At 57.9% G+C, this 21,572-nt stretch carries 17 protein-coding genes; 7 read left to right on the top strand and 10 right to left on the bottom strand.

Annotation, left to right across the window (positions count from 1 at the left end; translation table 11 throughout):
• Positions 1-198: 198 nt before the first annotated feature.
• Positions 199-900, top strand: coding sequence for a phosphatase PAP2 family protein (locus tag ACB040_RS09930; protein ID WP_201939127.1), 702 nt, complete (start codon positions 199-201; stop codon positions 898-900).
• A gap of 69 nt (positions 901-969) precedes the next feature.
• On the opposite strand, the gene galE is transcribed toward ACB040_RS09930, so the two are convergent.
• From galE to barA, 7 genes are all read right to left on the bottom strand, one after another.
• Positions 970-1,983 carry a UDP-glucose 4-epimerase GalE gene (galE, locus tag ACB040_RS09935; protein ID WP_005335608.1) on the bottom strand — a complete coding sequence of 338 codons (1,014 nt, stop codon included), beginning with the start codon at positions 1,981-1,983 and terminating at the stop codon, positions 970-972.
• 116 nt (positions 1,984-2,099) lie between these two features.
• Complete coding sequence (locus tag ACB040_RS09940; RefSeq protein ID WP_338772474.1) at positions 2,100-3,089, bottom strand: hybrid-cluster NAD(P)-dependent oxidoreductase; 990 nt, start codon at positions 3,087-3,089, stop codon at positions 2,100-2,102.
• A 111-nt stretch (positions 3,090-3,200) separates the two neighbouring features.
• A complete protein-coding gene (gene hcp / locus ACB040_RS09945; RefSeq protein WP_338775018.1) occupies positions 3,201-4,850 on the bottom strand; it encodes a hydroxylamine reductase in 1,650 nt (549 codons plus the stop codon).
• Positions 4,851-5,139: 289 nt separating this feature from the next.
• Complete coding sequence (locus tag ACB040_RS09950; protein ID WP_236320208.1) at positions 5,140-5,607, bottom strand: Dps family protein; 468 nt, start codon at positions 5,605-5,607, stop codon at positions 5,140-5,142.
• 155 nt (positions 5,608-5,762) lie between these two features.
• On the bottom strand, positions 5,763-6,650 hold the full coding sequence (locus ACB040_RS09955; RefSeq protein WP_338772473.1) for an N-acetylmuramoyl-L-alanine amidase: 888 nt from the start codon (positions 6,648-6,650) through the stop codon (positions 5,763-5,765).
• Between the two features lie 34 nt (positions 6,651-6,684).
• On the bottom strand, positions 6,685-7,164 hold the full coding sequence (locus ACB040_RS09960) for a DUF1456 family protein (RefSeq protein WP_005335594.1): 480 nt from the start codon (positions 7,162-7,164) through the stop codon (positions 6,685-6,687).
• An 89-nt stretch (positions 7,165-7,253) separates the two neighbouring features.
• Positions 7,254-9,971 carry a two-component sensor histidine kinase BarA gene (gene barA, locus ACB040_RS09965; protein ID WP_371154592.1) on the bottom strand — a complete coding sequence of 906 codons (2,718 nt, stop codon included), beginning with the start codon at positions 9,969-9,971 and terminating at the stop codon, positions 7,254-7,256.
• A gap of 153 nt (positions 9,972-10,124) precedes the next feature.
• Here barA and rlmD point away from each other — a divergent pair, with 153 nt between their 5' ends.
• The 5 genes from rlmD to eno all read left to right on the top strand — a co-directional run bounded on the left by rlmD (position 10,125) and on the right by eno (position 18,038).
• Positions 10,125-11,447 (top strand): 23S rRNA (uracil(1939)-C(5))-methyltransferase RlmD, encoded by a 1,323-nt coding sequence (gene rlmD / locus ACB040_RS09970; protein WP_139432289.1) that lies wholly within the window; start codon positions 10,125-10,127, stop codon positions 11,445-11,447.
• A 231-nt stretch (positions 11,448-11,678) separates the two neighbouring features.
• On the top strand, positions 11,679-13,892 hold the full coding sequence (gene relA, locus ACB040_RS09975) for a GTP diphosphokinase (RefSeq protein ID WP_005335588.1): 2,214 nt from the start codon (positions 11,679-11,681) through the stop codon (positions 13,890-13,892).
• A 178-nt stretch (positions 13,893-14,070) separates the two neighbouring features.
• Positions 14,071-14,868, top strand: a complete 798-nt coding sequence (gene mazG / locus ACB040_RS09980; RefSeq protein ID WP_043821669.1) for a nucleoside triphosphate pyrophosphohydrolase — start codon at positions 14,071-14,073, stop codon at positions 14,866-14,868.
• Between the two features lie 141 nt (positions 14,869-15,009).
• Positions 15,010-16,647, top strand: a complete 1,638-nt coding sequence (pyrG, locus tag ACB040_RS09985) for a glutamine hydrolyzing CTP synthase (RefSeq protein ID WP_005335584.1) — start codon at positions 15,010-15,012, stop codon at positions 16,645-16,647.
• 89 nt (positions 16,648-16,736) lie between these two features.
• Positions 16,737-18,038, top strand: coding sequence for a phosphopyruvate hydratase (eno, locus tag ACB040_RS09990; RefSeq protein ID WP_005335583.1), 1,302 nt, complete (start codon positions 16,737-16,739; stop codon positions 18,036-18,038).
• Here the strand turns inward: eno and ACB040_RS09995 are convergent.
• The 3 genes from ACB040_RS09995 to ACB040_RS10005 form a co-directional block, all read right to left on the bottom strand.
• Entirely contained in the window at positions 18,022-18,912 is an 891-nt protein-coding gene (locus ACB040_RS09995) for an alpha/beta fold hydrolase (protein WP_371154596.1), read from the bottom strand. The two genes, eno and ACB040_RS09995, sit on opposite strands and share 17 nt — an antisense overlap.
• A 320-nt stretch (positions 18,913-19,232) precedes the next feature.
• A complete protein-coding gene (locus ACB040_RS10000; RefSeq protein WP_371154598.1) occupies positions 19,233-19,523 on the bottom strand; it encodes a hypothetical protein in 291 nt (96 codons plus the stop codon).
• The gene (locus ACB040_RS10005) at positions 19,516-19,839 is read right to left on the bottom strand and encodes a hypothetical protein (protein ID WP_371154600.1); all 324 of its coding nucleotides are present in this window, start codon (positions 19,837-19,839) and stop codon (positions 19,516-19,518) included. Before ACB040_RS10005 ends, ACB040_RS10000 begins: the two co-directional genes overlap by 8 nt.
• Positions 19,840-20,387: 548 nt before the next feature.
• Here ACB040_RS10005 and ACB040_RS10010 point away from each other — a divergent pair.
• Entirely contained in the window at positions 20,388-21,563 is a 1,176-nt protein-coding gene (locus ACB040_RS10010) for an aspartyl protease family protein (RefSeq protein WP_371154602.1), read from the top strand.
• Positions 21,564-21,572: the final 9 nt, after the last annotated feature.

Below are 21,572 nucleotides of genomic sequence, written 5' to 3' on the forward strand. Positions count from 1 at the left end.
AAGCCGCACTCATGGTGAGAGGCCCACAGATGCAGCACTGGAGGCAGAAATCTTGGCGCTGTTGGGATATGCGAGATTGGAATGGGCTGGAAGGCTTTATTTGAGACTTGATATTGTGTCGCACTTTCTTACAATTCTTCGGTTTTGTGACGCACGCTGCAGTTTTACGATATCGCCCTTTTCCAAAGGAGAGTCCCCATGGGCAAGTTCCTGCTTTGCTATCTGGTCGGTGGTCTGGTGGCCATCAGTTGGGCTGCGCTGCCCGCTCACGGTCCCTGGGATCAGTGGGACCTCGCGATTTTTCATACCGTCAACGGCTGGCTCGGACAGTCGGCTCTGTGGGCCGATCTGGTGGCCATCACCAATAACCGGCTGTTCGATCTGGCTGTGTTGGCCTGTATGGGGCTGATCCTGGCCCGTTGCTTCTTCGCCCGGGATTTGGCGGGTCGTCGCCAACTTGTGGCGATGGGTATTGTGATGTTGCTGAGCGCACTGGTGATCAACCAGCTTGGTCACAGGTTGCCGGTGGAGCGACCCAGCCCGACCCTGATGGTGGCCGATGCGCTTCGGCTGACCCAGATCAGCGGTATTCCGACCAAGGACTCTTCCGGTGACAGCTTCCCCGGCGATCACGCTCTATTCCTGATGATCTTCGCCGGTTTTGCCCTGCGCTATCTGCCGCGCTGGGCGGGAGTCACCGCATTGCTGATGGTGCCGATCTTTTCCGCGCCGCGCATTCTGGCTGGCGCCCATTGGTTTACCGATGTCTATGTCGGCGCGCTGGGGCTGGCGACCCTCTGCCTGCCCTGGTTGCTGCTGACCCCGCTGGCGGATCGGCTGATAGACCGCATCGCCCCCCGATTGGCCCGTGTGCCGCTGCTGCGCAGTCAGACCCACTGATTGAACGTCGCAAAATAAAACGCCCCGACATGAAAATGCCGGGGCGTTCTGTTATCCACCCGCGAGAGATCAGCCTTGATAGCCGTTCGGGTTGTTGCTTTGCCAGCGCCAGGTATCGACCATCATCTGCTCCAGACCGCGCTCTGCCTGCCAGCCCAGCTCGGCACGGGCCAGCGTCGGCTCTGCCCAGCACTCGGCGATGTCGCCCGGGCGACGGGGTTTGATCTGGTAGGGAATGGGTCGGCCGCTGGCCGCTTCAAACGCCTTGACCATCTCCAGTACCGAGTAGCCTTGGCCTGTGCCCAGGTTGTAGGTGAAGACGCCGGTGTCGCTCTTGATGCGTGCCAGTGCTTTCAGGTGACCGATGGCGAGATCCACCACATGGATGTAGTCGCGCACGCCGGTGCCATCCGGGGTCGGGTAGTCGTTGCCAAATACCCCCAGCTCCTTGAGCTTGCCGACACCCACCTGGCTGATATAGGGCAGCAGGTTGTTGGGGATGCCGTTGGGATCTTCACCAATCAGGCCGCTCTCGTGGGCGCCGACCGGGTTGAAGTAACGCAGCAGTACGATGGCCCAGCGGGGATCGGATTTGGCGAGATCGCGCAGGATCTCCTCCACCATCAGCTTGGAGCGGCCGTAGGGGTTGGTGGCGCTGGTGGGGAAATCTTCCCGCAGCGGTACCGAGGCGGGATCGCCATAGACGGTGGCCGAGGAGCTGAATACCAGCCGGAAAACGCCAGCTTTGGCCATCTCTTCGCACAGCACCAGAGTGCCGCTGATGTTGTTCTGGTAGTAGGTGAGCGGGATCTGGCTCGACTCCCCGACCGCCTTGAGGCCGGCGAAGTGGATGACCGATTCGATCTGGTGGTTGGCGAACAGCTGCTGCAGGCAGGCTCTGTCCAGCACATCCCCTTCGACGAAGGTGACCGGTTTGCCGGTGATCTGCTCGACCCGCTTGAGTGACTCCGGTGAGGAGTTGGAGAGGTTGTCGAGTACCACGACCTGCTGCCCCGCGCCGAGCAGCTCAACCAGGGTGTGGGAGCCGATATAGCCGGCGCCCCCTGTGACCAGTATTGTCATTTTTTATCCCGTGTTCTGGTGAAACTGGGGCAGAGTCTAGCGCCCCAGTCTACTTGGGAAAAGGTTGGGATACCGATGACGCCTTCACCGCACCTCACAAAAGCCTTCACCACGCCTCAATAATCGAGACTGATATCCCCTTTCGTGGTGCAGGAGCAGGCCAGAGCAACGCCGCTCTCCAGATCCTGAGCACTCAAGGTCATCACGCTCTGGCGCTCGATGTCACCTGTGGTGGTGCAACGACAGCTGCCACATACCCCGGCGCGGCAAGCAGCCATTATGGTTTCGCCCGCTGCTTCCAGCGCCGCCAGCAGGGTCTGACCCGGCAGGATTTTCACTTTCTTGCCGCTCTTTTTCAGGGTCAGCCAGAAGTGGTCGCTGGTGGTCTTGATGGGCTCTGCGGGAGGAAGACCAAAGGACTCCTGATGCAGCTGCTCCGGCGGCAATCCCAGCTCCGTCAGCATGGTCCTGACCGCCGCCATATAGGGGGCCGGGCCACAGAGATAGACATGGCGTCCGCGCAGATCTGGGGCCAGTTCGGCCAGCATGGCGTGGGTGAGTCGGCCCACCCAGGGATGAGCCGTTGGCGCCTCTTCCAATATCAGGGCATCGCGCACGCCTGAATGAGCCGCAGCCAGCGTAGCCAAGTCATCTGCGAAGATCACATCTGCTGGCGAGCGGGCGCTATGGATAAAGCGGATATCGGCATCCGGTCGTTTGGCGAGCTCGTCTCGCAACATGGCCCACATGGGGGTGATGCCGGAGCCGGCACTGAGCAGCAGTGGCCGTTCGCAAGGCAGGGCGGTCAGGTTGAAATCGCCGGACGGACCATCCACCCGGATCTTGTCTCCCACTTGCAGGGTCTGGTGCAGATGGCGGGAGACCCGTCCCACATCCTTGATGGTGACCTGCCAGCATGAATCCTGCGGGCTGGAGGAGAGGGTATAGGCGCGGCAGTGGGGCTGGCCGTCGATCTCGGTATGCAGGGTGATGCACTGGCCAGCCAGTACGGGAGGGAGGCTGCCGGAAAGCGGCTCCAGCTGCCAGCTCACGACGTCGTGGGTGTTCTGTTGGCGGCCAATGCAGGTGAGCGTGAGAGAGGTCATCACAAGGCTCCTTAGGTTTGAAACGGGTTGAAAAACGTCTGGTGAAAAAGCCGGATCCAGAAAAAAGGCGAGCCGGGCGGCTCGCCAAATGCTTACAACATGAGGTGCCGATCAGGCCGCTAGGATCTCGGCCAAGTCAGCCTCGGCCGTGGTGGTCCCTTTCAGGCCAAACTGCTCTTCCAGCACCTTGAGCAGGGCCGGGGTGAGGAAGGCGGGGGCGGTCGGGCCGGTACGAATGTCCTTCACCCCGAGGGAGAGCAGGGTGAGCAGAATGACGATGGCTTTTTGCTCGAACCAGGAGAGCACCAGGGTCAGCGGCAGATCGTTGACCCCGCACTCGAACGCCTCGGAGAGTGCCAGCGCCAGCTGGATGGCGGAGTAGGCATCGTTGCACTGACCCACGTCCAGCAGACGGGGAATGCCGCCGATGTCGCCAAAGTCGAGCTTGTTGAACTTGTATTTGCCGCAGCCCAGGGTGAGCAGCAGGCTGTCGCGCGGCGCCGCCTTGGCAAACTCGGTGAAGTAGGCGCGCTCGGCCTTGTCGCCATCACAGCCACCCACCAGGAAGAAGTGGCTGATCTCTCCGGCTTTGACCTTCTCGATCACCGCGGGTGCGGCCTGCATCAGGGCGTTGCGGGCAAAGCCGATGGTGATGAAGTGCTCGAGCTCGGTGTGCTTGAAGCCTTCCAGCGCTTGGGCCTTGGCGATCACGGCGGAGAAATCATCCCCCTCCAGATGAGTGACGCCCGGCCAGCCGACGATGGAGCGGGTGAAGATGCGATCCGAGTAGTTGCCCACATTCGGGTCGATGATGCAGTTGGAGGTCATCACCACGGCGCCCGGGAAGTTGGCAAACTCCTTCTGCTGGTTTTGCCAGGCGGAGCCGTAGTTACCCACCAGATGGGTGTACTGCTTGAAGAAGGGGTAGGCCAGCGCGGGCAGCATCTCGCCGTGGGTGTAGACATGAATGCCGGTCCCCTTGGTCTGCTCCAGAATGAGTTTGAGATCCATCATGTCGTGGCCGGAGACCAGAATGCACTTGCCGGGGATGGGGGTGACTCTGACCCGGGTCGGTTCCGGATGGCCGAAGGCGCTGGTTTCACCGAGATCCAGCATCTCCATGATTTTGAAGTTGAGCTGACCGATCTCCATGGCACAGCTGAACAGCCGACCCATTTCGCTCGGATCTGTGCTGAGCCAGCTCATGATGCGGTGGAATTCGGCGGCCACCTCGTCACTCTGCTGATCCAGCACCCGGGCGTGCTCCATATAGGCGGCGGCGCCCTTGAGGCCGTAGAGGCAGAGCAGACGCAGCCCCATGATGTCTTCGTTCACTTCGTGCTTGCCCCGATTGGGGGCGGCTAGTGCGGCATGGGCAAGTTGTTCCAGCAGCTCGGCACCGGGTTCGAAGTAAGCGGACTGTGGCAAGTCGTTGACCTGCACTGTCATCCCGGCCAGCTGCTCGGCCAACTGCTGGCGATAAGTGATGGCCTGATTGACGTAGGCCACGATGCGATTCGAGTCGAAGTTGACGTTGGTGAGGGTGGCGAAGAAGGCCTTGGGCACGAAGGCATCGATCTCGCGGTCGATGATGCCCTGCTCGCGGGCGGCCAGCGCCCAGGCGCTGAGCCCCTGCAGGGTATAGATCAGCACATCCTGCAGATCCGAGGTTTCAGCCGTCTTGCCGCACATACCTTGTGCGTAGGCACAGCCGTTGCCAGCCGGGGTACGAATTGTCTGTTCACATTGCACACAAAACATCATGCCTCTCCTAATTGGACATTTCAGTTGTCTGTTTTGTAGCGATTCTATTCCTCTCGCGAAAAACTTAATAGGCATTCAATTTGCCAATTAAGATTCCCTTGATGCAGATCAAAAACAAAAAAAGCCGCCCAAACAGGGCGGCAAGCGGGTGGATAAAAGGAGAGACAACTCAGGTTTGCAACAGAACATAACAATCAGACGGATTGGGCCGTGGTCTGGTCAGGAGCTTTCGGCCCGGTACTTACTCAAGCCCGCATACGTACGCTGTAGCTGGCTTGGTTCACTATCAGGCCAGATAAGCGCGCAGCATCCAGACCAGTTTTTCCTGCTGCTGCACATAGTCGGAGAGGATGGAGGCAGTGCCTTCATCACCGGCTTCGGCGGCCTGACCCAGAATACGACGCTGGGCGACCAGCAGTTCGCGGAAGCTATCCAGCAGGGATTCGACACAGGCGCGGCCATCGTGCAGCCCTTTTTGCTCCGGGATGGTAGAGACTTTCAGGTATTCACTGAAGCTGTGCATTGGCACGCCATCCAGGGTCAGGATCCGCTCGGCCAGTGCATCGACTTTCAGCAGCAGGTCGTTGTAAATCTCTTCAAATTTCAGGTGCAGCTCGAAGAACTGGTTGCCACGGATATTCCAGTGGAAGCCGCGCACGTTCATGTAGAGGATCTGGTAGCTGGCCAGCAATTTGTTCAACTCGGCTGCCAGGGCTTGTGATTGAGCAGTATCAAGACCAATCGGGCTTTTCATCATTCACCTCCAGATTTGGAAATCGGTTTTAAATTCTCTTTCGGAACGCAGTCAGAGTAACGCCTTGCAAAATGCAGGGACAATTGCTTGTGCCTAACTGTTTGATAGCTAACGGCTATCAAACAGTACGCAGCAACGGGGGCAATGGATGAGGATTAGGGGAAGTATTTTTCGAGCAGTGCCATCAGGATGGCCTGACACTCGCGGTCCGGTTTGCTATCGACCCTGCTGGCACGAAAGTGGAGCTGAAAAGCGCCCATGACGGCGCGGCTCTGCTCATCCCACTGGCCGCTCCGGGACAGGCCATAGCCATAGCGGGCCAGCTGCTGCTGCCACATGGCCGCATCCCAATCGGGCAAGGGGCTGGCCAGTAGCTCGGCCACCCGACCTTCATCGGGCCAGGCGCCGACTCCGTACGTCAGATAGAGCTGGCGCCAGGGGAAGTGGGGGCCGGGATCCTGCTTGCGCTCGGGGGCGACATCGCTGTGGCCCAGCACCTGGGTCGGTGGAATCTGGTAGCGGGCGACCAGCTCCCGGCTGAGGGCGCCGACGGCGGCAATCTGCTGCGGGGTATAGGGTTGCCAGCGGCGGGCATGGGGGGCCAGCGGCTCATCTTCTGCTGGATAGCCTAGGTTGACGATCTCGATGCCAAGGGAGCTTGCATTGAGCCCGGCATATTGGTGCCAACGGCTGCGTCCGGCATGCCAGGCGCGCGCGCTGTCCGGCACCAGCTGATAGACCGGTAGCGGGGTCTCGCGGCTGTCACGAGGGATCAGGTAGTGGGCGCTCACCTTGTGCTCCGGCTCGGTCAGCAGGCGCAAGGAGTTGGCATCATCTTCATCGGTGTAGTGGAGGATCAGAAAGGCGATCCGCTCGTTCTGATTGGCGCTCTGATAGCGGGTCGAGAGCTGATATTCGGACGGAGTACAACCACCCAGCAGCAGAACCAGTGGCAGAAAAAAGAGGGGAAGAAGACAGCGCCAGCGCCATCCCCCTGCCACAACCAGTCTGCTGAGCGTGGGAGGAGTGAGTCGCTGGCACATGTCGAAGGCCCTGTCTGGTCAGTCGCGCGGCTGGTTAGCCGCGGTATTTGGCCGTGAGACCGATCAGGAAGTTGCGCAGGATCTGATCCCCGCAATCCTGATAGTGCTTGTGATCCTTGGAGCGGAACAGGGCACTGAGCTCGGACTTGGATAGGTTGAAGTCGGCGAGCTTGAGGGTACCGAGCATATCCTCTTCCTTGAAGTTGAGACCGATGCGCAGCTTGCGCAGGATCATGTTGTTGTTGATCCGGTTCGGGATCACCTGGGCCGGTGCATCTTCCCGCACGCCGCGGCGGGCGATGATGAAACCGTCGAGGAACTGGCTCAGAGCCGAGTCGGGACAGGCGACATAGCCTGCTTCTTGCTCTTCACCTTCCGCCGCCTCTTTCATCAACCAGCTGTGCAGCTGGGCGTGAGTGACCGTCAGGTTGCCCTTGGCAAACATCTCGACCATCTGGTCGTTGCTGATGGTGAGGGCGTAGCGCAGACGGCGCAGAATATCGTTGTTGGTCATGCTGACTCCTGTGTAAACGGCGCAACTTTACCATCTGGCGGCCCTCGCGTCAGAAAAAGCGGGGGCCGATACAGTTCAGGTCAAGCTCATCAAGCTTTGCCGAGATAGCGGGGCGCCTCTTGGCGCACCAGTTCCAGCGCATCTTGCAGCTCCAGCAGCTCGGGTTCCAGCTCGCTCACCGGCACGCCGTCACGCAGCTGTTGCTCCAGCTGGGAGAGCAGCCGTTGCAGCCCCGGTACCCCGGAATAGGCACAGCCACCGTTGAGGCGATGGAGCTGGGCCAGCACTTCGCTATCTGCAATTTCGCCCGCCAGCGCGCTATCCAGCACAGGTTCCACTTCGTCGAAACTGGCCAGCAGCATGGTCAGCATCTCTCTGGCGAGATGCTCTTTCCCCGCCGCTTGCCGCACCGCCAGTGCCCAGTCGATCTGTTGGGCACCATTATTCTGGTGGCGGCGATGGGCAAAGTCGGTGATGAGCTGGGCCAGCATGCTCTCGTCGATGGGCTTGGCCAGATAGTCGTCCATCCCCTGCCGGATCAGCCGCTCCCGTTCGCCGGGGATGGCGTGGGCGGTCACCGCCACGATCGGAGTGGTGGTGTTGAGGGACTGGTTGCGGATCGCCTGGGTGGCACTGATGCCATCCATGATCGGCATCTGGATATCCATGAAGATGATGTCGAACGGCTGGCTCTGGGCCTGCTTGACCGCCTCCTTGCCGTTTTTGCACACCACCACCTGACTCACCATCTCCTTGAGCATGGCGGCGATCAACTTGAGGTTGGCGGCGTTGTCATCCACCGCCAGCACCTTGATCGGCTGCAACTGGCGCGGTGCAGGCTGGGCGGGCAGCTTCTGGCGGCTCGATTCCGGCGAGAGCAGGGCGTGCAGCAGCTTGCGGTGGTTGACCGGTTTGGAGAGACAGTGCTGGGCGCCATGGGCCAGCATCGCTTCATAGAGCGCCGGCTCGTGGCTGCTGAGTAGCACTATGGTGTTCTGCTGCTGGCCATTCAGTCTGTCGAGACGGCCGAGCACTTGCTGCGGCGTATGCAGGGTGCTGCTGCCGATGATCACCATCTCCTGCTCGCTCATCTCTGGCCAGGGATCATCGCTGGTCAGTGGGTGCACGTCGAGGTGCCATTCCGCCAGCAGGGCGAGCAGAGAGGCTTGCGCGAAGGGATCCGGTTCCAGCAGCCAGAGCCGTTTGCCACGGATCCGATCCAGCGGCAGTTGATCGGTCTGGGGCAGGGGTGAGACCTCCACATCCAGACTGAACGAGAAGATGGAGCCCTTGCCGAGCTCCGATTCAAAGCGGATCTGGCCGCCCATCTGCTGCACCAGCTTCTGGGTGATAACGAGGCCCAGGCCTGTGCCGCCATAACGGCGGGAGATGGAGGAGTCGGCCTGATTGAAGGCCTGGAACAGCTGATGTTGCTGCTCTTGGGAGATGCCGATGCCGGTATCGCGGATCTGGACGTTGAGCCTCACCTTGTGGTTGCCACTGCCGGTCTGCTCGATATGGACATCCACGTTGCCTTGCTCGGTGAACTTGATGGCGTTGCCGGTGAGGTTGGTCAGCACCTGTTGCAGACGCATGGGGTCGCCGGTGAGGTAGTCCGGCACATTGGCATCCACCCGCAGGGAGAGCTCCAGCTGCTTGTCGTGGGCGCTGGGGCCGAGCAGGTGCATGGTCTCGTTGAGGGTGTCGCGCAGGCTGAACGGGATATGCTCCAGCTGCAGCTTGCCCGCTTCCAGCTTCGAGAAGTCGAGGATGTCGTTGATGATGCCAAGCAGGTTGCGCGCCGACTTCTCGATAGTCTGCATGTAGTCGGTCTGGCTCGGGGTCAGGCTGGTTTTCAGCAGCTGGCGGGTAAAACCGATGACCCCGTTGAGCGGAGTGCGCAGCTCGTGGGACATGTTGGCCAGAAACTCCGACTTGACCCGCGCCGCCTCCTGCGCCCGTTTCTTGGCCATGTCTAGTTCGACGTTCTGGATCTCGATCTGCTCCAGGGTTTCACGCAAGTCAGAGGTGGCCTGATCGATATTCTGCTGCATCTCTTCGTGATATTCGGAGAGCGCCTTGGCCATGGCGTTGATGCCATTTTTCAGCATATCCAGCTCGCCGGTGAGCTGGCCGCTGACCCGGGTATCGAGCCGCCCCTCCCGGATCTTGTGCACCGCCTGCACCATGTTGGTGATGGGCTGGGTCACGCTCTTGACCAGCCGGAAGCCAAACAGGGTACTGAAGGCCACCCCGATGAGCACCATGATCACCGCAAAGAAGGTGTCGCGGTACTGCAGCAACATGGCCCTGTCGGTCGCCATCTGCATCGAGATGTAGCCGATCATCGGCGGCTCTACATCGCTGGGTAGCGGGAAGCCATCCAGACTGGTTTCAGCCTGGATCGGGGTGCGCAAAATGATGTCATCCCCCTGAAACGTCACGCTGGTCAGATCCGGAATTGGCTCGCCATCGGGCAGCCTGAGCCGGGTGAAATCCCGGTGGTAGTTCGAGGTGACGAACAGCTGGTTGTCCTGGGTGAAAACCGCGATGGACTTGATAAAGGGGGAGTTCTTGCGATGGGTCAGGCCAATGAGCCGCTTGAGGGATTCTCGGCTGTGCTGGGTCATCCCGTATTCACTGGCGATCGCCAGCGGTTCGATAATGTTGATCCCCTGATCAATGAGGTTGTTTTCCAGCTGCTGGTAGCGGTGGAAGGTGAAGTAACCGGCCATCAGGCCACCGATGATCAGGGTTGGCAGGATGGTGAAGGCGAGAACGCGTGCTCTCAGGCCATATTTGGTCATACGAACAGGCCACCAGTGAACAGGGTTGGCGATAGGGTTGATGGCAATACACGGGCTCTGTGGCCGTATTTGGTCATACTATTATTCTTGTGGGACAATACCCGGCAGCAGATTCCACAATCATGACATAGCCACCTATAGGCACCAAGTTTTATGGCCCAGTTTTTCAAGCCCCAAAAGAAGTCCACCCAGCTCCAACGCATTGAATTTACGATAGACACCCTCGATCACCACTGCGTCGGTATCGGTCGCCATCAGGGCAAGGCGATCTTCGTCGAAGGGGCGCTGCCCGGTGAGACCGTCAAGGCACGCATCACCGAAGAGAAAAAGCAGTATGGTCACGCCGCCTTGCAGCAGGTGGTGACCCCGGCGGCCAATCGTATCGCCCCCTTCTGCAGCCACTATCGCGAGTGCGGCGGTTGCAGTGCCCAGCACATGTCGGTTGCCGATCAGCAAGCCGCCAAGGCGGCGGGACTGGTCAGCCTGTTCGAGCGGTTGGGCAACATCAAGGCGCCGGCGCTGGAGCCGGTACTGACCGGTGAAGATCGTGCCTACCGCCGGGTCTGTCGTCTGGCCATCAAATTTGACAAGAACGGTCGCTGCACCCGGGTCGGTTTCCGCCGCCGCAACAGCAACGATCTGGTGGAGATCGACAGTTGCCCTGTGCTGGCCGAACCGCTCTCGGCGCTGATTGCCCCGCTGCGTGAGTGCCTCAATCGCTTGAAGAGCCAGCGCGAGCTGGGCCATGCCGAGCTTATCCAGGCCGAGCAGGGGATCATGATGCTGCTGCGTCACACCGGCCGCCCTAATGAGGCGGATCGCGCCCTGCTGGTGGAGTTTGCAAAAGCGCAGGGGATCGACCTCTATCTGCAGGCGGCCGATGATCGCATCGAAGCGCTGCAGCAACAATTTTCCCCATCCTATTCGCTGGATGGCCTGTCTCTTGCATTTGCTCCCGGTGATTTCATTCAGGTCAACGGCCCCATCAACCAGAGCATGGTTGAGCAGGCGCTGACATGGCTCGGGGCGAGCAAGGATGACAAGGTGCTCGATCTCTTCTGCGGCATCGGCAACTTCACCCTGCCGCTGGCCCGTCAGGCTCGCGAAGTGGTGGGTGTCGAAGGTGAACTGGCCATGGTGCAGCGGGCCGAAGAGAACGCCCGTCGCAACGGCATCAGCAATGCCCGTTTCTACAAGGCCGACCTGAGCGATGACATAGTCGGCATGTCCTGGGCGCGGGAAGGGTTTGATCTGGTGCTGCTGGATCCGGCTCGTCCCGGCGCGCTGGAAGTGATGGGACACGTCGTGAAACTTTCACCCAAGCGGGTGGTCTACGTCTCCTGTAACCCGGTCACCCTGGCGCGGGACAGTCAGGTGCTGGTGAAAGGGGGTTACCGTCTGGTGCGCCTCGGCATGCTCGACATGTTCCCTCACACCGGTCATCTGGAGTCCATGGCGCTGTTTGAACGGGAGTAAATGACTCATCAGTTCGGCGATGCGGATATGTAATCTGGCATGTCTGCGTCTGTTTGAGCTGATGTGATTGGGGTAATCTAGACCCTCGTCGTTCGGCAGGGCCTGTTGGCGCGCTCTATTGTCTTTCTGGACAATATGCCTTGAAAAGTGCGCTGGATATCCCCATTTGAGGCAATCTCATGAGGGGAGAAAGTGACAGCTTTCGGCCCGATAATTTAAAGGATTGATACCATGGTTGCGGTTCGCGATATTCATTTGAAAGACAACTTCACCCTGGAAGAGTGGGTCAGCTCGCTCTCCTTGAGTGACAGTGAAAAGGATCAGCTGCGAACCGTCTATCAGTATTGTCTGACGCTCGGTGACGAGGCGCTGACCAGCAAGCTGCTGGTGCGCGGCATCGAAATGGTGGGCATCCTGCAGATGCTCAGCATGGATATCGGCACTCTCAAAGCGGCCATCATCTACCCCTTCGTCGAAGCCGGTCTCATCAGCCAGGAGCGGATGGACGAGGACTTTGGCTCCAAGATCGCCAAGCTGGTGGAAGGGGTGCTGGAGATGGAGGCCATCCGCTCCCTGCAAACCCTCCATCGCAGCGAAACCTCGCCGGAGCAGGTCGACAACGTGCGTCGCATGTTGCTTGCCATGGTCGAGGATGTGCGCGCCGTGGTGATCAAACTGGCGGAGCGGATCGCTTGCCTGCGGGAAGCGAAGACGGCAGATGAAGAGACCCGGGTGCTGATGGCCCAGGAGATCACCAATATCTATGCGCCGCTCGCCAACCGTCTGGGCATCGGCCAGCTCAAGTGGGAGCTGGAAGATCTCGCCTTCCGTTACCTGCACCCGGATACCTACAAGCAGATCGCCAAGCAGCTCGACGAGAAGCGGCTCGACCGCGAGCGCTATATCCGCGAGTTTGTGCAATCCCTGCGTAATGGGCTGAAAGAGGCGGGAGTTGACGCCGAGGTGTACGGCCGCCCGAAACACATCTACAGCATCTGGCGCAAGATGCAGAAGAAGCACCTCGAATTCAACGAGTTGTTCGACGTGCGCGCGGTGCGGGTAGTGACCAAGCGGCTGCAGGATTGCTATGCGGCGCTCGGTATCGTGCATACCCAGTTCCACCACATTCCTCGCGAGTTTGACGACTATGTCGCCAACCCCAAACCCAACGGCTATCAGTCGATCCACACCGTAGTGGTGGGGCCTGAGGGCAAGACCGTCGAGATCCAGATCCGTACCGATCAGATGCATCAGGATGCCGAGCTCGGCGTCGCGGCGCACTGGCGTTACAAGGAAGGGGCACAGGCAGGCGGCAAGGCCAACACCTTCGAAGACAAGATCGAGTGGCTGCGCAAGCTGCTCGCCTGGCAGGAAGATCTCTCCGAGAGCGGCTCCCTGCTCGAAGACCTGCGCAGTCAGGTGTTCGAGGACAGAGTCTACGTCTTCACCCCGAAAGGGGATGTCATCGACCTGCCGGCGGGCGCCACCCCGCTCGATTTTGCCTATCACGTCCACAGCATGATCGGCCACCGCTGCATCGGCGCCAAGATTGACGGCCGCATCGTGCCGTTTACCTATGCGCTGCAGACCGGCGATCAGGTGGAGGTGATCACCCAGAAAGAGCCGAACCCGAGCCGCGACTGGATGAACCCCAACGCCGGCTTCCTGCGTTCCAGCCGGGCGCGGGCTAAGGTGGCTACCTGGTTCAGAAAACTGGATCGGGACAAAAATATCGTGGCCGGTCGCGAGCTGTTCGAGAAGGAGCTGGATCGCCATAACCTCAGCATGTCCAAGATCGACAAGGGCAACATGCTGCGCCGCTTCAATCTGGAGAGCACCGACGATCTGCTGGCCGGTATCGGCAGCGGCGATATCCGCATCAACCAGGTGCTCAACTATCTCGACACCTGTTACAACAAGCCGACAGCGGAAGAGGAAGATCGCCGCTTGCTGGAGAAGCTGGAGCAGAAGGCCAATGCGCCGATGCGCCACAAGCCCAAAGACCATATCGTGGTGGAAGGGGTTGGCAACCTGATGACCCATATCGCCCGCTGCTGCCAGCCCATTCCGGGGGACTCCATTCAGGGCTTTATTACCATGGGGCGCGGCGTATCCATTCACCGGGAAGATTGCGAGCAGCTCAAGGAGCTGTCACGTCGCAACCCGGAGCGGCTGATCGATGCGGTGTGGGGGGAGAACTACTCCGGCGGCTATGGCCTCACCATCCGGATCATCTCCAACGATCGCTCCGGCCTGCTGCGCGATATCACTACCGTGCTGGCCAACGAGAAGATCAATGTGATGGGGGTACGCTCACGCTCCAATGTGCGCGAGCAGACCGCCGAGATCGACATGGAGCTGGAGATTTACAACATCAACGCCTTCAACCGGGCGTTGGCCAAGCTCAGTCAGCTTAACGACGTGATCAGCGCCAAGCGGCTTTGATATCGAACCGACCGGCCCCAGTGGCCGGTCTGCATTTCCGACCCTTTTTGAACGAATTGAAAGCGAATATCCCATGTCTCAACGTTACGATCTGCCCCAACTGCTTGACATGAGATTGCTCGGCTGCGCGGCCTGATGTCGCTTCATCCCCATTTAACGAATCGAAAGTGAGTAGCCCATGTCTCAACGTTACGATCTGCCTCAACTGCTCGACATCATGGCTCGTCTGCGCGATCCGCAAAACGGCTGTCCCTGGGATCTGAAACAGGACTTCCAGACCATAGTGCCGCACACCCTGGAAGAGGCCTACGAGGTGGCCGATGCCATCGAGACCGAAGATTGGCAGGGGCTGAAAGGGGAGTTGGGCGACCTGCTGTTTCAGGTGGTGTTTTACGCCCAGCTGGGTAAAGAGCGGGGCTTGTTCGACTTTGCCGATATCGTCGATACGGTGAGTGAAAAGCTCATTCGCCGTCATCCCCACGTTTTTTCCGATGCAGATCTCTCCAACGAGCAGGCGGTAAAAGCGAACTGGGAGGCGGAAAAGGCCAAAGAGCGGGCGGCCCTCGACAAAGAGAGCGTGCTGGACGATATCCCACAGGCGTTGCCTGCCTTGACCCGCGCCGCCAAAATTCAGAAACGCTGCGCCACCGTCGGCTTTGACTGGAAGACGCTGGGGCCTGTAGTGGACAAGATCCACGAAGAGATCGACGAGGTGATGGAAGAGGCATTGATGGCCGATGTGGACGAGGCGCGGGTGAGCGACGAGCTCGGCGACCTGTTGTTTGCCACCGTCAATCTGGTGCGTCATCTGGGCAAGGATCCGGAGCAGGTGCTGCGCGGTGCCAACGCCAAGTTCGAACGTCGCTTTCGTCAGGTTGAGCAGATAATCGCCGCAGAAGGCTTGAAAATGACCGATTGCACCCTCGAAAAGCTCGATGCCGCCTGGGATAAGGCTAAGGAAACCGAGCAAAGTTGATTTGGCGCAAGATGGGGGGGCGGTGAGCCTGATAGATTTTTGCTCATTGTTTGGGAGAGGGGTTTTTGGTATACTGTTTCCCCGTCCTGCTTCATCCCCGAAGCACCCCTTAAAATTCCCTAAACTTCTTTCAGGTTCAGCATGACGACCAAATATATTTTTGTTACTGGTGGCGTTGTTTCATCCCTCGGCAAAGGCATTGCCGCAGCTTCTCTGGCAGCCATTCTGGAAGCCCGTGGTCTGGATGTGACCATCATGAAACTGGACCCGTACATCAACGTGGATCCGGGCACCATGAGCCCGACCCAGCATGGTGAAGTGTTCGTAACCGAGGACGGGGCCGAAACCGATCTGGATTTGGGCCACTACGAGCGTTTCATCCGCACCAAGATGACCCGTCGCAACAACTTTACCACCGGCCGTATCTACGCCGACGTACTGCGTAAAGAGCGTCGTGGTGACTATCTGGGCGCCACCATTCAGGTTATCCCGCACATCACCAACGCCATCAAAGAGCGGGTGATTGCCGGTGCCGAAGGCCATCAGGTTGCCATCGTCGAAGTGGGCGGTACCGTAGGTGACATCGAATCCCTGCCGTTCCTCGAAGCCATTCGTCAGCTGGCTGCCGAAGTAGGCCGCAACAACGCCATGTTCATGCACCTGACGCTGGTTCCTTACCTGGCTGCTGCCGGTGAAGTGAAGACCAAGCCGACCCAGCACTCCGTCAAAGAGCTGCTCTCCATCGGTATCCAGCCGGATGTGCTGATCTGCCGCTCCGACCGTGCCATTCCGGCCAACGAGCGCGCCAAGATCGCTCTGTTCTGCAACGTGCCCGAGCGCGCCGTCATCTCCATGAAAGACGTCGACTCCATCTACAAGATCCCGGCACTGCTGAAATCCCAGAACCTGGACTCCTACTTCACCGAGCGTTTCGGTCTGGAGTGCAAGGAAGCCGATCTCTCCGAGTGGGAACAGGTTATTTACGAAGAGGCCAACCCGACTGGTGAAGTAACCATCGGTATGGTCGGCAAGTACGTCTCCCTGCCGGACGCTTACAAGTCCGTCAACGAGGCGCTCAAGCACGGTGGTCTCAAGACCCGTCACTCCGTCAACATCAAGTACATCGACTCTCAGGATATCGAGACCCGTGGCGCCGAGCTGCTGGAAGGTCTGGACGCGATCCTGGTGCCGGGTGGCTTCGGTGAGCGCGGTGTGGAAGGCAAAATTCTGGCTGCCCAGTATGCCCGCGAGAACAAGATCCCCTACCTGGGTATCTGCCTCGGCATGCAGGTTGCCATGATCGAATTCGCTCGCAACGTGGCGGGCATGGAAGGGGCTCACTCCTCCGAATTCAAGAAAGATTGCGCGTATCCGGTCGTCGGCCTCATCACCGAGTGGGTGGATGAAGAGGGCAACGTCGAGACCCGTACCGAGAAGTCTGATCTGGGCGGTACCATGCGTCTGGGTTCCCAGCTCTGCCACCTGGTCGAAGATTCCAAGGTGCGTCAGATGTACGGCAGCCCGACCATTTACGAGCGTCACCGTCACCGTTACGAAGTAAACAACAAGCTGCTGCCGCAGATTGAAGCGGCAGGTCTGAAAGTGACCGGTCTCTCCGCCGACAAGAAGTTGGTGGAAATCATCGAGATCCCGGATCACCCCTGGTTCGTGGCTGCGCAGTTCCACCCGGAGTTCACCTCTACTCCTCGTGATGGCCACGCTCTGTTCGCCGGTTTTGTGAAGGCGGCAGGCGAGTATCAGAAGCGTAATTTGAAGTAATTGAAAATAAATGCGGTTGGGGCACTGTGCCACAGCCGCTTTTTTTGGCATATTTTTGTTGTTTTTTTACGAAACCTGAGGAAATACACATGTCCAAGATCGTTAAAGTGATCGGTCGTGAAATCATCGACTCCCGTGGTAACCCGACCGTTGAGGCCGAAGTTCACCTGGAAGGTGGTTTTGTTGGTATGGCAGCCGCTCCGTCTGGCGCGTCCACCGGTTCCCGCGAAGCGCTGGAACTGCGTGACGGCGACAAGAGCCGTTTCCTGGGTAAAGGCGTGCTGAAAGCCATCGAAGCCGTAAACGGCCCGATCGCTCAAGCTCTGCTGGGTAAAGATGCCAAGGACCAGGCCACCGTTGACCAGATCATGATCGACCTCGACGGTACCGAGAACAAATCCAAGTTCGGCGCCAACGCCATCCTGGCTGTTTCCCTGGCTAACGCCAAAGCTGCCGCTGCTGCCAAAGGTATGCCGCTGTACGCCCACATCGCCGAGCTGAACGGCACCCCGGGTGTTTACTCCATGCCGCTGCCGATGATGAACATCATCAACGGTGGTGAGCACGCCGACAACAACGTCGACATCCAGGAGTTCATGATCCAGCCGGTTGGCGCCAAGACCCTGAAAGAAGCCGTTCGCATGGGCGCAGAAGTGTTCCACAACCTGGCCAAAGTGCTGAAGTCCAAGGGCTACAACACTGCAGTTGGTGACGAAGGTGGTTTCGCTCCGAACCTGAAATCCAACGCCGAAGCGCTGGAAGTTATCGCTGAAGCCGTTGCCGCTGCCGGTTACAAACTGGGCACCGACATCACCCTGGCTATGGACTGCGCTGCTTCCGAGTTCTACGACGCAGAGAAGAAAGAGTACAACCTGAAAGGCGAAGGTCGTGTCTTCACCTCCAACGGTTTCTCCGACTTCCTGGCTGACCTGACCACCAAGTTCCCGATCGTCTCCATCGAAGATGGCCTGGACGAATCTGACTGGGAAGGTTTCGCCTACCAGACTGCTGAACTGGGCAAGAAAATCCAGATCGTGGGTGACGACCTGTTCGTAACCAACACCAAGATCCTGAAGCGCGGTATCGACAACGGCATCGCCAACTCCATCCTGATCAAGTTCAACCAGATCGGTTCCCTGACCGAAACTCTGGCTGCTATCAAGATGGCCAAAGACGCTGGCTACACTGCCGTTATCTCCCACCGCTCCGGTGAGACCGAAGACGCGACCATCGCCGACCTGGCTGTTGGTACTGCTGCTGGCCAGATCAAGACCGGTTCCATGAGCCGTTCTGACCGTGTTGCCAAGTACAACCAGCTGATCCGTATCGAAGAAGCTCTGGGCGCCAAAGCTCCTTTCCGCGGTCTGAAAGAAGTTAAAAACCAGGCTTAATTTGCTGGTTTGCCAGCCTCGGCTGGAATGAAAAAAAACCGGAACCCTTGGGTTCCGGTTTTTTTATGCCTGCTGTTTGAGCCAGCGTTGCAGATGCTGCACAAACAGCGCGGGGGTAGAGGTGCCCGGCGTGCGGCACCTGCAAGCGCTCGCAGGCGGGAATGGCGTTGCCAATAGCCTCACAGACCAGCGCAAACAGCGCTCTGGTATCTGCGCCCTGCACGATGCAGGTGGGCATGTTGAGCATGGCAAGGCGCTCCGGTGACCAATCTGGCCGCTCGCTCTGGCTCAATTGTTTGGGCAGGCTATCGGCTTCTGCCAACTGCGCCTGCTGCCACTTGAGCGGTTGTGCAGCAAAATAGCCTGCATAACCACCCGAACCATCGATCAGGGTCGCTACGGCCTCTTGCAGCAAGCCTTCCCCAACCTGGCCAAACACGGGACCAAACATGGCACCTGCATCGGTCATAAAGGCAGCGATCCCCTGTTCATCGAGGGCACCCGGGCAGCCAGGCTCCACCAGATAGAGGCTTATGAATTGCTCCGGAGCTATCAGGGCAGCGGTCAGGGCAACATCCGCCCCGTATGACCAGCCCGCCAGATGCACTGGCCTGCACGGCAATTGTTCCAGCAGAGCAAGCAGATCACTGGCGTGAGTCTCCAGACCAAATGGCCCATTTTTGCCCGCCTCGCCAAAGTGGCGCAGGGTGGGAGCATAGACGGTGTAGTGACGTGAGAGCTGCTCGATATGTTCGAGCCAGAGGGTATGGTTGGCTAGTGCGCCATGGATCAGCAACAGCGGCTCGCCCGAACCGGCCTGCAGGCAGGGCAGCGTGATGTCATTGACGATATAGGTGTGAGTCTGTGATTGCATATCAACGCCTCCCCGGCGTGTCATAAGAGCACAAGAGTATATGACAAGCGTCCTGTGGCTCGTAATAGAGCTATTTCAGGCGCGAGTGGGCTGGCGATGGCCACTATAAGAAAAAGTTGGGTCATTGTCGGGAAACCCATAAATCCAGCTTATAGTGGCACCAGCGAGCCTTGTGTCGCCCCAAGGTGGCCGATATACACCCCGCAAGGGGATCTTCTGATCTTTGTTTATATCATGGCCGGGTGTTAATTTATCAGATGGCCTTGTGTGGGAATTCTATCAATAAAAATTAATGTAGGCTGTGCCAATTTCATTATGTTTTATTGATCTGAGTGTTTGGAATTCTCTTGCCTTATTTGATTGAAAGTGGCTTCGACCATTTGTTGCCCAAATTCGCCCATGCCATGATACATGGCTGACAAAAATTGCATTGTATTTTGTGCTGAACCAACCAATGTCCACTGGCAGTTATTAAAATCACAGGAGTCTAATGAGATTGGTCCTTGTCCCGCATATTCAATAATACAGCTTTTAAACACACAACCTTTATATTCGATGTTGTCTAAGCGAACTGTAGTATTGTCAAATGTGCAATTATTAAATTTAGTCATTGGTAAACCTAAAGCCTTGTTGTGCCAGCGTAGATTCAACGGTTACTTCTTTCACTTTACTTTTATTATTTGAGGCAAGGAAACCTTCATCATTAGTAAAGTCGCTAGGTGCATACAAAACTGAGTTGTTGAAATTCAATGTTAAGAAAAACATCACAACTAAGCATGATGGAAAACCTATTAAGAACCAAATATAAATTGCTTGAATATCTGCTCCAATAAATGGCAAAACCAACGTTGCACTTATTTCAACTATGCCAGCAAATATTGCAATTATTGTTAGAGGGTTCTTGATAGTTGTGATTTGTTGATTCACTTAAATCCTCCACGTGTTCTAGCAGCACATTATACGGAAAGTTGTCGTGTAGTAACGTTTTTTATTACGTACACACTGCAAAGATTTCGTATGAGTTTCTTAATAACAGCCGCAGTGAAAATGCTTGGTGACTCGTACGCTTCTGGCGATGAGTTTCGTGCATGAACAACAATGAAGCCTTCAACCTGCTGCCTTTAACCAACGGGATGGGGTTGGCATGGCTCATGGGAGACTCCGACGAGGCAAGTGTTGCCAAATGGCAATATTAACCATGGCGCTGTGGAGAGAAAGCTCAATATTGAGATTTTCTGTGCAAGATCAATAAATTAATCAAATGTCACCCACGATTGATGACGCGCCGACATAGCGTGAACAACCATTTTTGAACTATCTCCATAGAATATTCATGGTCATATCCGGCTTGAACCAGCATAAAACTCTTTGTTATTGTCCGTCTCCCCCGCTGAAATAGCTTATTTATCTATAAATCAACAAGATAGCATTATGCGGTGGCGTTGCGGGGGCATCTGCTATCGGGAAGGAGAGTTATGAAGTCGCAGTTCAAAGTGGCGCTGGCCATGTTGGCCCTGTTCGTCGTCCAAGGCTGCACAGCCCCGGATTCATCCACCAAGCGCAATGCACCCGGTCCGGTGCTGACAGTGCATTACGAAAGCGCCCCCCTGATCCCCGTCACCATCGCCGGTGAGCAGTACCAGTTTTTGCTCGATACCGGGGCCAGTATCACCTTTATCGATCGTCGTCTGGCCAGCCGCTTCAAGGCGCTGACCTTAAGCGAATTGCCCAGGGCCTATCAGGCTGATTTTGCCACTGTGAACAGCGTGTCGAGCCAACTGGGCAGCGAGCAGCTTGGCTTTGTTGAGCCGCAACCCTTCTCGCTGGGGTCGGTCACCATTGATGACAGCGATCTGTGGGCAACCGTTGATTTCGATCTCTTCTCCCAGTCTCTTGGCAGCCGTATCGATGGCATCCTCGGGATCGACACCATCCGCCGTTTCAACTGGGTGTTTGATCGCGACAGGCATCAGCTCACGGCTTCGCTGACGGCACCGTCGGCAGCCACGTTCGAGCGTTGCATCGGCTATGAAGATAGCTACAACCGCTCCCCGGCAGTGTATCTGGCCCACGGTGAGAGCAGCGTGCGCATGTATCTGGATACCGGGGCCGATCAGAGCTATGCCGACCATGCCTTTATCGACTTTATGGCCAGTCAGAAGGCGATCTCTGGCGAAGATGCGATGCCACGCAAAGGGGTGGACGCCAGCGGTATGGTGGAGGGGCGTGACCATATCCTCACCGGCCTGCACTTTGATGAGCGCCAGCTCGGTGAGCTGCGGGTGTCGGAAAACAGCAATGAGCAGTATGGTCTGGGGATGGATTTTGTTAACCGCTTCAATCGCTTTGCGATCATGCCCGGGCGGATGATGCTCTGCTACGACGCCGACAGCCTGGCGCGCAAAGTGCCGCCAGTCCTGCGCAATATCGGGGTGCGCTTTGATGGCGAGCATCTGCAGGTCTACTACAGCGACAAACGGGATCTTGCCCCCTATGGTCTGGCCAACGGCGACATTCTGGAGCAGATCAACGGGGTGGCTTATCGTCCCCTCGAGATCTACAAGGTGCGTGAGCTGCTCAGCACCAGCAAGCCGGGGTCGCTCAAGTTGCGGATTGTGCGGGAAGGAAAACCACTGGATATCGCCATCTAGTCAAGGTGG

Source organism: Aeromonas sp. S11(2024), assembly GCF_041402345.1.
Taxonomy (GTDB): Bacteria; Pseudomonadota; Gammaproteobacteria; order Enterobacterales; family Aeromonadaceae; genus Aeromonas; species Aeromonas veronii.